The sequence below is a fragment of the Pseudomonas sp. HY7a-MNA-CIBAN-0227 genome, assembly GCF_040310325.1.
Taxonomy (GTDB): Bacteria; Pseudomonadota; Gammaproteobacteria; order Pseudomonadales; family Pseudomonadaceae; genus Aquipseudomonas.
Genome location: NZ_JBEOPT010000005.1, coordinates 179,907 through 192,436, shown reverse-complemented (window position 1 = coordinate 192,436; position 12,530 = coordinate 179,907). Strand labels below are relative to the sequence as shown.

The following is a 12,530-nucleotide window of genomic DNA, read 5'->3' as shown; positions in this document are numbered from 1 at the left end:
CGAACCCGTGCATTCATCACGCTACTTTCTGGTCTGGCCCAACGGCAGCAAACGTTCGGCGCAAATATCATCACTGCTTAAGTGGCTCAAAGAGCAGGTCGTGCAGTATCAGGGCAGCCTATAAGCTTACAACTGACAGACAGCAAAACGCCGACCCTGAGGTCGGCGCTTAGGGTTGACGCAGCAAAAATTACTTCGCTTTGACACCTTCAAACGTGATGTACAACTCGACCGCGTCGGAGGACGGGCCCAGATCCTTCTGCTTGCCGAAATCAGAGCGCTTGATGCTGGTGGTACCTTCGAAGCCAGCACGGTATCCGCCCCATGGATCCTTGCCTTCACCCAGGAAAGTAGCCTTGACCACGATCGGCTTGGTCACACCCAGCAAAGTCAGGTCGCCGGCGACATCAGCCGTGTCTTTACCATCAGCATTTTTGCCGGTGGACTTGACGCTGGTGGAGACGAACTTGGCGTCGGCGAACTTGCCAACGTTCAGGAAGTCGGCACTGGCGATGTGCTTGTCACGTTCAGCGTGGTTAGTGAACAGGCTGGCAGTGCGAACATTAAATTCGATCTTGCTGTCTTCAGGCTTCGCAGCGTCGAAGCTGAACTTGCCATCGATATCCTTGAAGGTACCGGTGATGTAGCTGTAGCCCAAGTGGCTGATCTTGAAATCGACGAAGGCGTGCTGGCCTTCCTTGTCGACCACATAATCAGCCGCCATCACCTGACCGGCAGACAGCAAAGCAGAACCGATTGCCAGAGCAGCGAGAGTCTTTTTCAACATGCTTTATATTCCTTGTGAGTCGAGGTTGAACATCAGGCTTTGCGCCCCAGCATACGAACCAGGGTCGCATCACGATCAATAAAGTGGTGTTTCAGTGCAGCCACACCATGCAGGCCAGCGAACACAACCAGTACCCAGGCCAGGTAAAAATGCACCAAGCCGGCTACGTCTGCCTGGTCCGGTAGACCGGAAACCAGCGCAGGAATTTCAAACAGGCCAAACACCGGAATCCCGACACCGTCTGCGGTGGAAATCAGGTAACCGGCAATCATCACGGCAAACAGCCCGAGATAAAGGAAGGCATGACCAAACCTGGCACCCAAGCGGGTCAAGCGGCTGTAGCTGGCCAGTGACGGCGGCGGGGGGCTGATAAAGCGCCACATCACCCGCAACAGCATGATGGCGAACAACGTGATGCCGATGCTCTTGTGCAGGTCCGGCGCGTCTTTGCGCCACATGCTGTAGTAGTCAAGACCGACCATCCACAGCCCAAGAGCGAACAGACCGAACACCACCAAGGCCACGCCCCAGTGGATAACAATACTGACCCAGCCGTAGCGGGCCGATGAATTTCGTAGTTGCATTACCCAAATCCCGTAAGAGCTGCGCCCAAGACTAGCGTTTTACCTATCGAATTAAAGCGGAAAATTTCGCTTTGAAATATCGAGAAATATGATGTTAAGCGTAGGAACAATAAATTAACCGGGGATTAAGGATTATTCAGAAGAAACGTGACAGACCGTCCTGCTACAGGCACCAATTCGATTTTCAAAGCACGCAATGGGTTGTGACACTGCCCGGCATTGCATAGGCTTGCGCGATTGTTTCGCCCGCGCACGTCGCGAGCCGCTTCGAGGAGACTGAAGATGGGATTGAATAACCAGTGGATGCAACGCGATCTTGCGGTGCTGTGGCATCCCTGCACCCAGATGAAAGACCATCAGCAACTTCCGCTGATTCCCATCAAGCGCGGTGAAGGCGTGTGGCTGGAAGACTTCGAAGGCAAGCGCTACCTGGACGCCGTCAGTTCCTGGTGGGTCAACGTGTTCGGCCACGCCAACCCACGCATCAACCAGCGCATCAAGGATCAGGTGGATCAGCTGGAGCATGTGATCCTCGCCGGTTTCAGCCACCAGCCAGTGATCGAGCTGTCCGAGCGCCTGGTGAAGATGACGCCCGAAGGCCTGACCCGTTGCTTCTACGCCGACAATGGTTCGTCGTGCATAGAAGTCGCGCTGAAGATGAGCTTTCACTACTGGCTCAACCGTGGCCAGCCTGCCAAGAAGCGCTTCGTCACCCTGACCAACAGTTACCACGGTGAAACCATCGCGGCGATGTCGGTGGGCGATGTGCCGCTGTTCACCGAAACCTACAAGGCCCTGCTGCTGGACACCATCAAGGTGCCGAGCCCGGACTGCTACCTGCGCCCCGAGGGCATGAGCTGGGAAGAACACTCACGCAACATGTTCCTGGCCATGGAACAAACCCTGGCCGAGAACCATGACAGCGTCGCCGCCGTGATCGTCGAACCGCTGATCCAGGGCGCCGGTGGCATGCGCATGTACCACCCGGTGTACCTCCAGTTGCTGCGCGACGCTTGCGACCGCTACGGCGTACACCTGATCCACGACGAAATTGCCGTCGGCTTCGGACGCACCGGCACTATGTTCGCCTGTGAACAGGCCGGCATCCGCCCGGACTTCCTCTGCCTGTCCAAGGCCCTGACCGGCGGTTATTTGCCGCTGGCGGCCGTGGTCACTACAGAGGATGTCTACAGCGCCTTCTACGACGACTACCCGACTCTGCGTGCCTTCCTGCATTCCCACAGCTACACCGGCAATCCTCTGGCGTGTGCGGCGGCGCTGGCGACCCTGGATATTTTCGAAGAAGACAACGTCATCGAGAACAACAAGGCCCTGGCCCAGCGCATGACCACGGCCACCGCGCACCTGGTGGATCATCCCCACGTCTCGGAAGTGCGTCAGACCGGCATGGTCCTGGCCATCGAGATGGTCCAGGACAAGGCCACCAAGACCGCCTACCCGTGGCAGGAACGCCGTGGGCTCAAGGTCTTCGAACATGCTCTTGAGCGCGGTGCGTTGCTGCGCCCGTTAGGCAGCGTGGTGTATTTCTTGCCGCCTTATGTGATTACCCCGGAGCAGATCGACTTCCTCGCAGAAGTGGCCAGTGAAGGCATTGATATTGCCACCAACAGTAAAGTCAGCGTGGCAGTGCCCAAGGACTTTCACCCAGGGTTTCGTGATCCAGGCTGATTGCCCACCCCCTTGTTGATCGCTCCCACGCTCCGCGTCTGCCCTGCACACTATTTCCAGAGAACAGAAATGAGACTGTCCCGCTTTTTTATCGACGCCCCCCTGAGCATTGGCGACCACGAGTTGCCCGAAGCCCAGGCGCATTACATCAGCCGCGTGTTGCGCATGAACGAAAGCGATCCCGTGCAGTTGTTCGACGGCTCCGGCCAGGAGTTTCTCGGCACGTTGCTGGAAGTCGGTAAAAAACGCGTGGTGGTGCAACTGACCGAAGCCTTCGCCGGGCAGGTCGAATCACCGTTACAGATCCACCTCGGCCAGGGCTTGTCCCGTGGCGAACGGATGGACTGGGCGATCCAGAAAGCCACTGAGCTGGGGGTCAACGAAATCACCCCTATTTTCAGCGAGCGCTGCGAAGTACGCCTCAAGGACGAACGGGCCGACAAGCGCCTTCAGCACTGGCGCCAAGTGGCGAGCAGTGCGTGCGAGCAGTGCGGTCGTTCGCGGGTGCCGGTGATTCATCCACCGCTGTTGCTGGCGGATTGGCTGAAGCAGACCGAGGCGGACTTGAAACTGGTCTTGCACCCGGTGGCCGAACCATTAGTCAGCCATGCCAAGCCTGCAAGCCTGGCGTTTCTGATCGGGCCAGAGGGCGGTTTGACCGATGGGGAAGTGGACACCGCGCAGAATGCCGGATTCCACTCGGCGCGACTGGGGCCGCGAGTACTGCGCACCGAAACAGCGCCAGTCGTGGCGCTGGCGGTGGCCCAGCAGCTGTGGGGCGATTTCTAAACCAACGCAACTCACCCCATGAAAACCCAATCAAATGTGGAAGCTGGCTTGCCTGCTCCCACATTTTGACCGGGCTACCACTTCATCACTCCACCGGGTCACTCACCGGCTTGGCAATAATCGCCTTCAATTCGCTGGTCATCGGAAACTCCAGGTTTAAGCCCTTGGGCGGGATTGGCTGTTCAAACCAGCGCTGGTAAATCCCGTTGATCTCCCCCGAGCTGTACAGACCCGCCAACGTCTCGTTGACCACCGCGAGAAACTGCGGATCGTCCTTGCGCACCATGCAGCTGTAGATTTCCCGCGACTGTTCCTCACCCACCACTACCCACTTATGGGGGTCCTTGGCCTTGGCGCGCTCGCCGTAGAGCAAGGCGTCGTCCATGTAGAACGCCACTGCCCGGCCCGACTGCAGCATCTGGAACGCTTCGCCGTGGTCCTTGGCGCTGATCACCGATATGTTCAGCTTGTGGTCGGCGTTGTAGCTCTTGATAAAGCGCTCGTTGGTGGTTCCCGCGGTGGTCACTACGTTCTTGCCTTTGAGGTCAGCGAAGCTGTTGATGCCGCTGTCCCTGGAGGTCAGCAACTGACCCTTCACGTAGATAAAACCGTAGGAAAACGCCACCTGCTTTTGCCGCTCGGCGGTCACGCCGGTAGAGCCACACTCCAGGTCCACGGTGCCGTTCTGCACCAACGCGATGCGGGTCTGGGACGTCACCAGGTTGTACTTAACATTGAGTTTCGGCACGCCGGTTTTCTGTTGAATGCGCTCGACAATCTTGCTCGCCAGATCCACCGAGTAGCCCATGGGTTTACCGGTGTGATCACCGACGTAGGAAAACGGCACCGAGGCATCGCGATAACCCAGGGTGATGCTCTTGGCGTTGGCGATCTTGCTCAACGTGCCTTGCAAGGGTGCTTCAGTGGCGTGGGCCTGAGCCCCAAGCAACAGCCCCAGGGTGCAGCCGATCAACGTGATTTTTTGCATTGTTATTCTCCGTTGGTTTTCTTGTTATGCAGATCGTTAAGGGCGGCGAGCAGCGATGACGCTGATTTCTACCAGCACGTCAGGACGTGCCAGCTCCGCTTGCAGGGTGGTGCGGGTTGGCGCCTGGCCGGGCGACAGCCAGGCTGACCAGACGTCATTCATCGGCGCAAAACCGTCCTGGATATTCTTCAGGTAAATGGTTGCGTTGAGTAGATGATCCTTGTCGCTGCCAGCGTCGCGCAGCAGCGCATCTATCTTGGCCAGGACTTCCTGGGTTTGCGTCGTCACATCCTGGCCCTCGCCGGGCACCTGGCCGGACAAAAACACCAGGCCCTGAAAGGTCACTGCGCCGGACAGACGACTGTTGCTGTTGATTCGGGTGATGCTCATCGGTGCATCCTCAGGCGGCGCGGGGAGCGAGGCCCTGCATATCAATGGAAGTCGTGTGTTGGCCGATCAATTCGGCGAGCAATTGGCCGCTGCCACAGGCCAGGGTAAACCCCAGGGCACCATGGCCGAGGTTAAGCCACAGGTTGCGATAGGCACTGGCGCCAATCAGCGGCACGCCGCTGGGCGTGGCCGGACGCATACCGGCCCATTCGATGGCCTGTGTGTAATCACCGGCCAGCGGGAACGTTTCACAGGCCTGGCGCTTGATCAGCGCCAGACGCTTGGGTTCAATACGGGTGTCGAAGCCTACGATATCCACCATCGCCGCCACCCGCAGTTGCTCGCCGATACGGGCGTAGACGATTTTGCGGTCGTAATCGGTGATGCTGATATTCGGCGCTTGATGCTGTTCGCCAATCGGCACGCTCAGGCTGTAGCCCTTGAGTGGATACAGCGGCAACGACACGCCAGGCAGAGCCAGCTCGGGGCTGCGATGACCCGCCGCCAGCACCAAGTGTTCGACCGCCAGCACCTCGCCGCCCATCTCGATCGCCTGCACGGCGCCATCCGCGTGACGAATGCCGGTGACTTTACGGCCCAGCATGAACGTGCAACGCCCCGAAGCTTGAAGGCGCGCTGCCAGTTGCTGGCAGAAGCCATGACAGTCCGCCACTTCTTCGTTGGGCGTGTAGATCCCACCAACAAAATTCCCAGCGCCCAGGGTCGGCTCCAGCCGCGCACAATCAGCCGCCGACAACACTTGTTGTTGCAGGCGATCGGTCACTTTGCCCCGCGCATGCTCAAACGTATTGTGGCTGCGAAACGTCACCAGCTTGCCGTTGCGCCGCCAGTCGAAGCCGTCCAGGCCGTCTTCGTCACGCCACTGCTGCAAGGTGCTCTGACTCAAAGACGCCAGGCGTAACAAATGCCCGGCATTGCGCTTGTTGACCGAGGCGCGACAGGCGCCGAGAAAGGACGCCATCCAGCGCCATTGCGCTGGGTCCAGGCGCGGGCGCAACTTCAATGGCGAGTCACCACGCAGCATCCAGCCGATGGCTTGCAGCGGCACCCCTTTATCGGCCAGCGGTGCGACATAGCGATAGGACAGTTGGCCGCCGTTGGCAAAGCTGGTTTCGCTGCCCAGGGTTTCCCGCGCCTCGACCACCGTCACGTCCATTCCGGCGCGTACCAGGGCGTAAGCGCTCGCCAGGCCGATGACCCCACCGCCGATGATGCAAACCTGCTGAGCCATGTCAGTCCTTAGCCGTTGATTGTCAGAGCTGAAGGTTAGGGCCAGGTGACAGACGCCGGACAATGAATAAAGATGGGGCACCCATAAACAAAGGTTATGGACTTACCATGCGCTTGCGTCATATCGAAATCTTCCAGGCGATCCGCCAGACCGGCTCCGTCAGCGCCGCCGCGCAGTTGCTGCACGTCTCGCAACCGGCGGTGAGCAAAGTGTTGCAGCACGCCGAGTTGCAACTGGGCTTCCCGCTGTTTTTGCGCATACGCGGCAAACTGCTGCCCACGCCCGAGGCGCTGGCCCTTGAGCGGGAAGTCGACAAGGTCACCGAAAGCCTGCAAGGCGTGCGGCGCCTGGCGCAGAACCTGCGCCGCGAGCCGGGTCAAAGCCTGCGCATCGGCGCCACACCAGCCCTGGCGTTATCGCTGCTGCCGCCGGCCATTCGCGAGTGGACTCAGCGCTACCCGGACATCGCCTGCGAACTGTCCAGCGCCCACAGCCGCGAGCTGGTGCAGAACCTGTTGATGCGCGAGATGGATGTGGCGCTGACGCTCAAGTCTCCCGATCACCCAGGGTTGAAGGCCCAGGCGTTGGCCCATGGCGTGCTGGTCGCCCTGGCGCCGCGAGGTTACTGGCCCGAGGCAGAACATGGGAAACCCTTGCCACTGATGGCGTTGGCCGATGCGCCGTTGATTGGCCTGTCCAGCGCCGACCCATTGTCGGCGAAACTCGACAGTTACCTGGAAGCCGTCGACCCGCCACCGCGTGTAAGCATCGCAGTGCAGACTTACTCCCTGGCCAGGGCCATGGTCGAGTCCGGTGCAGGGCTGGCGGTGATTGATCCGTTTACGGCCCTGGGTGCGTCAACGTCCACCACCTGCATCCGTCCGCTGGCACCACCACTGCCGATCACCTTGTATGCCCTGACCCGCGCCGATGAACCGCCGCCACATATGCTGGCGAGCCTACTGGAGATTTTCAGCAACCGGGCCCAGGAACAACTCGACCGCCTGTAGGAGCGTCACAGTACATAGCGCATGATTGCCACGAAATGCAGCAAACTCCCGCCAATCACGAACAAATGCCAGATCCCATGGGAGTGCCGCAGACGGTGCTCCAGAGCAAAGAAAATAATACCCACGGTGTACAACACCCCGCCCGACGCCAGCCAGATAAACCCCGCCGTGCCCAACGCCGCAATCAGCGGTTTGACCGCCACCAGCACAATCCAGCCCATCACCGCATAGATCACGATCGACAGAATCCGCGCCTCCGAGCGTGGTTTGATCTCTTGCAGGATGCCAATCACTGCCAGCCCCCAGACAATCCCGAACAGCGTCCAGCCCCACGGCCCGCGCAGGGTCACCAGGCAAAACGGCGTGTAGCTGCCGGCGATCAGCAGGTAGATCGAAAAGTGATCGACCTTCTGCATGATCTCTTTTTTGCGCCCACGCACGCTGTGATAAACCGTTGACGCGCTGTACAGCACCAACAGCGTGAAACCATAAATCGCCACGCTGACAATCTTCCAGGGGCTGCCATCGAGACTTGCAACCACCAACATCCAAACCGCGCCAACAAAGGCCGCGACCGCCCCAAGCAAATGGCTCCAGGCGTTAAATCGTTCCCCGTGATACATGTGTCACTGACCTCCAATAGCCTGTGTTGCCAACAAGGCTCATGCCTGGCGAGTGATAGTGCAAGGCCGTTCTGACGTCCGCGCCTCAAGCTGCGCTACATGCCTGGGAGCGCGCATGTTTTAGGGGCACAATCGAGCGCATTCGAACAAGAGTCACGGCCATGCTGATCGACGAAGAACTCACCCTCAAAAAACTGGAAATCTTCCTGGCGTTCATGCGCACCGGCAACCTGGCCCGGGCGGCGGCCGAGTTGCAGACCAGCAACGTTAGCGTGCACCGGGCGATCCACTCCCTGGAAAACGCCCTGCGCTGCCCGCTGTTCAAGCATGAAGGTCGCAACCTCACACCGCTGGAAAGCGCCTATGTGCTGGAGGAACGCGCACAAAAGCTGATCCAGGACGTGGTCGACAGCGTACGCCTGACCCGCGAAGCCGCCGGGTTCTCCGCCGAGCGTTTCAAGCTGGGTTCCCTGTATTCCCTGACGGTGAAGACCGTGCCGCAGCTGATCATGGGCCTGAAAATCCGCCGCAGCGAGCTGAATATCGACCTGATCCTGGGCTCCAATTTCGACCTGCTGTACAAGCTCAAGAACATGGAAGTGGACGCGATCCTGATCTCCCTGGACGACAACGCCTGCGACTCGGACTGTGAGCAAATCGCGTTGTTTTCCGATGACATATTCCTCGCCACGCCTGCCGATTCGCCCTTGGACCGCGAACAGGAAATCGACCTGGCCGATGTGCGCGACGCCACCTTCATCACCCTGACCCAAGGCTTCGCCACTCACCAGGATGGCAATCGGGTGTTCAAGCAGGCTGGCTTCGAGCCCAAGGTGGCGATGCAGGTCAACGACATCTTCACGCTGCTGAGCATGGTCAGTTCAGGGGTGGGGTATGCGCTACTGCCGGGGAGGATTGCGGCGGTGTATGAGAATCGGGTGAAGCTGATTCCGTTGCAGCCGCGCTATCGGTTACAGCAGCGCATCGGCGTGATGTTCTTGAAGGCCAAGGAACGCGACCCGAACTTGCTAGCGCTGCTGGCAGAGTGTCGGATGTATGCCAATCGGCAGACCTGACACCCCACGGGCCGTTGTGGCGAGCGGGCTTATTGTGGCGAGCGGGCTTGCCCGCGTTGGAGTGCGGAGCACTCCCTGGCCGGTCGCTATGATTTATCAGAAAGACCGCAGTGATTGGTTTTAGGGCCGCTTCGCGGCCCAACGCGGGCAAGCCCGCTCGCCACAACAAGGAGGCTCGCCACAACACGTCGTGCTCATATCACAGCAGTCAGGGCTTTAGCCCACCAACCCGCGCATGATCAAAAACAGCAACGACGGCCCCAGCAAACACCCCAGCGCCGTATAAAACGCCGCCGTCAGGCAACCGTAAGGCACCAGCTTCGGATCGGTCGCCGCCAACCCGCCGGCCACACCGCTGGAGGTGCCCATCAGCCCGCCGAAGATCACCGCGCTGCGCGGACTGTTAAGGCCAATCAGGCTTATTGTGGCGAGCGGGCTTGCCCGCGTTGGAGTGCGGAGCACTTCCTGGCCGGTCGCTATGATTTATCAGAAAGACCGCAGTGATTGGTTTTAGGGCCGCTTCGCGGCCCAACGCGGGCAAGCCCGCTCGCCACAACAAGGGGGTTTTCCACAACAAGTCGCGCTCATATCACAGCAGTCAGGGCTTTAGCCCACCAACCCGCGCATGATCAGAAACAGCAACGACGGCCCCAGCAAACACCCCAGCGCCGTATAAAAAGCCGCTGTCAGGCAACCGTAAGGCACCAGCTTCGGATCGGTCGCCGCCAACCCGCCGGCCACACCGCTGGAGGTGCCCATCAACCCGCCGAAGATCACCGCGCTGCGCGGACTGTTAAGGCCAATCAGGGGAGCTACAAACGGCGTCATCACCATCACCAGAATGGCCTTGATCAACCCGGCGGCAATGGACAACGCCATAACCTCGGAACTGGCACCAATCGCCGCACCGGTCACCGGCCCAACGATATAGGTCACGGCGCCAGCACCGATGGTGGTCAGGCTTACTGCATCGGTGTACCCAAACGCCATGGCCACCCCCACCCCGGCGATAAACGATGAGCCAACGCCGACAAACAGCGCCAACACACCGACGTACCCTGCCCGCTTGAGTTCATCGACACTGACGCCAAACGCCGTGGCGACGATGGCAAAGTCCCGCAGCATCGCCCCGCCCAGCAGGCCGATGCCCGAGAGCAACGGGATATCCACCACGCCTTTTGAGCCACCAGTAAAGGCACCGCCGACATAGGACAGGACTAACCCCAGCAAAATGGCGATGGCCGAGCCATGCAGACGGCCCTTGGTGAAGGTGTCGGAGATCCAGTAGGAGACCCACATCGTCAAACCAATCACCGCAAAGCCGCTGATCAGGCCGTAGCCGGTGATCACTTTCATCATGGATTCATACATGGCAATCACCCGGCTTCTTTGGTGGGGACAACCGCACTCGGCTCACGGTTGCCGATACGTACCAGCACCGGTACCAGGGCAAAGGCCACGACCACGGCAGCGGTTCCGGCAAGAATGGCCATGGGGCCGCCACTGATGGCGCCGTAGACGTTTTGCTGGGCAGCCATGGCCACCACAATCGGAATATAAACCGCCGCCCAGAAGCTCACGCCCTGTTCCGACTTGCCGGTAAACAAGCCGCGCTTGCCCAGATAGCTGCCCAGGCCGATCAACAGCAACATGGCAATCCCCACCCCGCCGACGTTGGCCGGGATGCCCATCCATTTCCCCAGCAGCTCGCCGACAAACAGGCCCGCCAGGGTACACAGCGCCAAAAACGCCACACCGTAAATAATCATGCTGGTTGTCCTCAAAGTGCTTCATCGAAATTGTTGTTTTTGTGCTTCGAAAGCCTCAGGTGCTGCTTTATTGGTGGCGGCGGCCCTCCTCTCGCAACAGGGCCTGCAAGGTGTCCAGGCGAGCACCTTCGAAGGCGATCACCGTGCCTTGCTCAAACACTCGCCGCGCCAGGCCGCTGAGCACCGCGCCCGGGGGCAACTCGATCTGCAGGCGTACGCCGCGCTCGTAGGCGCTTTGCACGGTGCCGCGCCAGTCGACGATGCGGCACATGTTGAAGGCCAGGTCATCGCGCAGGTGTTCGATATCGCGGATCGGCCGGGCGCGGGTGCTGCTCAGATAAGTGATGGTTGGGGCTTTCAACGTAACGCTGGTAAATGCCTCGGCCAGGGCGTGGGCCGGTTTTTCCAGCAGCGGGCAATGGGACGGCACGCTGACGGCCAGGCGCTTGGCGACACCCGCGCCTCGTAGCAGTGCCGCGACCGCCTTCATTGCATCATCGCTGCCGGCGATCACGGTTTGATTGTCGGCGTTGATATTGGCCAGGTAGACCGGTGTTTGTGGGCTGTGGACTTGAACGAGGAGTGCTTCGACGGCGGGTAATTGCAGGCCGATGATCGCGGTCATTCCATAGCCCTGTGGATAAGCCTGTTGCATCAACTCACCGCGCAGGCTGACCAGTTTCAACGCGTCGCTAAACGCCAGGGAGCCCGCAATCACCGCTGCCGGGTAGGCGCCGATGGACAGACCCCCGACGTAGTCCGGTGTTTGCTCAAGCATCCGCGCACTGGCGACGCCTGCGATCAACAGGCATAGCTGGACCGCGCGAGTCGAAGACAGCGCCTGGGCCGAATCAAGATTGCGCACCTCTTCGCCCAAGGCGTCGCTCGCCTGCTGCAGCACCACTGCGGGCAAATGCTGGAGCATGCCCGGACGCTGGGCGCCCTGCCCCGGGAACACCAAAAGGCTGCTCATGCCACTGCCTGCCAGGGATCAAGGACCAGATGCGCACCGCTGGCGCTTTTCAACAACACGCGCCGCGACGGACCGGCCCACTCACGCAAGGCGACCGCTCCTTGCGGTGCTTGCAACTGCAGGTCTACCGGGCACACAGCGGTATCCAGTAACGCCAATAGTTCACGGGCGGCATTGCGCTCCAAGGGTTGCGGCGTGCGCAGAATCAGGTCCAGATCACTGCGTACATGCAGCGCTTCAACACTGCTGGCCAATTCAAACCCGGCACTGCCGCTGACGCCCCAATCCAGCCCGAGCTGTTCCAGCAATGGCCGCAGTTGATCGAGCGCCTGCAACGCCGGTAAGTCACGTGGCGACTGCACGCTGCGCAATTGCTCCGGACTTGTCCGGCGCTGAATAGCAGACACCGGCATGACCGCACCATAACGCTGTTCTCGCAACGGCCCGCGCACGCCCACCGACACCTGACCTACAGCGGTCATGGCACGGCGCACCACCACAGGGTGCCCAGCGCTCAGCGTATCCAACACCCACGACGGCGCATCGACAGCAAGGTGCTCTGGCATCATCCCCCAGAGCAAGTCATGGGGCAGCACACCG

General features: G+C 60.2%; 14 protein-coding genes and 1 pseudogene. 4 read left to right on the top strand and 11 right to left on the bottom strand.

Annotated elements, in window-relative coordinates:
• Positions 1-190 precede the first annotated feature (190 nt).
• Together AAEZ06_RS10870 and AAEZ06_RS10865 are read right to left on the bottom strand one after the other, a co-directional pair.
• Complete coding sequence (locus AAEZ06_RS10870) at positions 191-787, bottom strand: YceI family protein (protein ID WP_149414426.1); 597 nt, start codon at positions 785-787, stop codon at positions 191-193.
• A 32-nt stretch (positions 788-819) separates the two neighbouring features.
• Entirely contained in the window at positions 820-1,371 is a 552-nt protein-coding gene (locus AAEZ06_RS10865) for a cytochrome b (RefSeq protein ID WP_149414425.1), read from the bottom strand.
• Between the two features lie 282 nt (positions 1,372-1,653).
• Between AAEZ06_RS10865 and AAEZ06_RS10860 the strand changes: the two genes are divergently transcribed.
• On the top strand, positions 1,654-3,060 hold the full coding sequence (locus AAEZ06_RS10860) for an adenosylmethionine--8-amino-7-oxononanoate transaminase (RefSeq protein WP_149414424.1): 1,407 nt from the start codon (positions 1,654-1,656) through the stop codon (positions 3,058-3,060).
• A 69-nt stretch (positions 3,061-3,129) separates the two neighbouring features.
• Positions 3,130-3,849, top strand: a complete 720-nt coding sequence (locus tag AAEZ06_RS10855) for a 16S rRNA (uracil(1498)-N(3))-methyltransferase (protein ID WP_149414423.1) — start codon at positions 3,130-3,132, stop codon at positions 3,847-3,849.
• Positions 3,850-3,934: 85 nt separating this feature from the next.
• Here AAEZ06_RS10855 and AAEZ06_RS10850 read toward each other — a convergent pair whose 3' ends face one another.
• From AAEZ06_RS10850 to AAEZ06_RS10840, 3 genes are read right to left on the bottom strand one after another with little or no spacing between them, the layout of a single operon-like run.
• Entirely contained in the window at positions 3,935-4,837 is a 903-nt protein-coding gene (locus AAEZ06_RS10850; RefSeq protein ID WP_350614233.1) for a transporter substrate-binding domain-containing protein, read from the bottom strand.
• 36 nt (positions 4,838-4,873) lie between these two features.
• Positions 4,874-5,227 (bottom strand): RidA family protein, encoded by a 354-nt coding sequence (locus AAEZ06_RS10845; protein WP_149414421.1) that lies wholly within the window; start codon positions 5,225-5,227, stop codon positions 4,874-4,876.
• Between the two features lie 10 nt (positions 5,228-5,237).
• A complete protein-coding gene (locus tag AAEZ06_RS10840) occupies positions 5,238-6,524 on the bottom strand; it encodes a D-amino acid dehydrogenase (protein WP_350614403.1) in 1,287 nt (428 codons plus the stop codon).
• A 62-nt stretch (positions 6,525-6,586) separates the two neighbouring features.
• Here AAEZ06_RS10840 and AAEZ06_RS10835 point away from each other — a divergent pair, with 62 nt between their 5' ends.
• Complete coding sequence (locus tag AAEZ06_RS10835; protein ID WP_149414420.1) at positions 6,587-7,489, top strand: LysR family transcriptional regulator; 903 nt, start codon at positions 6,587-6,589, stop codon at positions 7,487-7,489.
• Positions 7,490-7,494: 5 nt separating this feature from the next.
• On the opposite strand, the gene trhA is transcribed toward AAEZ06_RS10835, so the two are convergent.
• The gene (gene trhA / locus AAEZ06_RS10830; protein WP_149414419.1) at positions 7,495-8,112 is read right to left on the bottom strand and encodes a PAQR family membrane homeostasis protein TrhA; all 618 of its coding nucleotides are present in this window, start codon (positions 8,110-8,112) and stop codon (positions 7,495-7,497) included.
• A gap of 161 nt (positions 8,113-8,273) precedes the next feature.
• Here trhA and AAEZ06_RS10825 point away from each other — a divergent pair, with 161 nt between their 5' ends.
• Entirely contained in the window at positions 8,274-9,188 is a 915-nt protein-coding gene (locus AAEZ06_RS10825) for a LysR family transcriptional regulator (protein ID WP_149414418.1), read from the top strand.
• A 216-nt stretch (positions 9,189-9,404) separates the two neighbouring features.
• Here the strand turns inward: AAEZ06_RS10825 and AAEZ06_RS10820 are convergent.
• The 5 genes and pseudogenes from AAEZ06_RS10820 to AAEZ06_RS10800 form a co-directional block, all read right to left on the bottom strand.
• Positions 9,405-9,602: pseudogene (locus AAEZ06_RS10820) on the bottom strand (malonate transporter subunit MadM); the annotation flags it as partial.
• 192 nt (positions 9,603-9,794) lie between these two features.
• Positions 9,795-10,559 (bottom strand): malonate transporter subunit MadM, encoded by a 765-nt coding sequence (gene madM, locus AAEZ06_RS10815; RefSeq protein WP_133102413.1) that lies wholly within the window; start codon positions 10,557-10,559, stop codon positions 9,795-9,797.
• 5 nt (positions 10,560-10,564) lie between these two features.
• Entirely contained in the window at positions 10,565-10,957 is a 393-nt protein-coding gene (gene madL / locus AAEZ06_RS10810; protein ID WP_149412187.1) for a malonate transporter subunit MadL, read from the bottom strand.
• Between the two features lie 67 nt (positions 10,958-11,024).
• Positions 11,025-11,930, bottom strand: a complete 906-nt coding sequence (mdcH, locus tag AAEZ06_RS10805; RefSeq protein WP_350614229.1) for a malonate decarboxylase subunit epsilon — start codon at positions 11,928-11,930, stop codon at positions 11,025-11,027.
• Positions 11,927-12,526, bottom strand: a complete 600-nt coding sequence (locus tag AAEZ06_RS10800) for a malonate decarboxylase holo-ACP synthase (protein WP_350614401.1) — start codon at positions 12,524-12,526, stop codon at positions 11,927-11,929. The genes mdcH and AAEZ06_RS10800 overlap by 4 nt, the downstream gene beginning before the upstream one ends.
• Between the last annotated feature and the right edge of the window lie 4 nt (positions 12,527-12,530).

Bases quoted from the DNA above. Each gene is read 5' to 3' on its own strand.
- AAEZ06_RS10855 (WP_149414423.1), top strand. From the start codon at position 3,130: ATGAGACTGTCCCGCTTTTTTATCGACGCCCCCCTGAGCATTGGCGAC.
- AAEZ06_RS10865 (WP_149414425.1), bottom strand. From the start codon at position 1,371: ATGCAACTACGAAATTCATCGGCCCGCTACGGCTGGGTCAGTATTGTT.
- AAEZ06_RS10860 (WP_149414424.1), top strand. From the start codon at position 1,654: ATGGGATTGAATAACCAGTGGATGCAACGCGATCTTGCGGTGCTGTGG.
- trhA (WP_149414419.1), bottom strand. From the start codon at position 8,112: ATGTATCACGGGGAACGATTTAACGCCTGGAGCCATTTGCTTGGGGCG.
- AAEZ06_RS10845 (WP_149414421.1), bottom strand. From the start codon at position 5,227: ATGAGCATCACCCGAATCAACAGCAACAGTCGTCTGTCCGGCGCAGTG.
- madL (WP_149412187.1), bottom strand. From the start codon at position 10,957: ATGATTATTTACGGTGTGGCGTTTTTGGCGCTGTGTACCCTGGCGGGC.
- mdcH (WP_350614229.1), bottom strand. From the start codon at position 11,930: ATGAGCAGCCTTTTGGTGTTCCCGGGGCAGGGCGCCCAGCGTCCGGGC.
- AAEZ06_RS10835 (WP_149414420.1), top strand. From the start codon at position 6,587: ATGCGCTTGCGTCATATCGAAATCTTCCAGGCGATCCGCCAGACCGGC.
- madM (WP_133102413.1), bottom strand. From the start codon at position 10,559: ATGTATGAATCCATGATGAAAGTGATCACCGGCTACGGCCTGATCAGC.
- AAEZ06_RS10870 (WP_149414426.1), bottom strand. From the start codon at position 787: ATGTTGAAAAAGACTCTCGCTGCTCTGGCAATCGGTTCTGCTTTGCTG.
- AAEZ06_RS10850 (WP_350614233.1), bottom strand. From the start codon at position 4,837: ATGCAAAAAATCACGTTGATCGGCTGCACCCTGGGGCTGTTGCTTGGG.
- AAEZ06_RS10825 (WP_149414418.1), top strand. From the start codon at position 8,274: ATGCTGATCGACGAAGAACTCACCCTCAAAAAACTGGAAATCTTCCTG.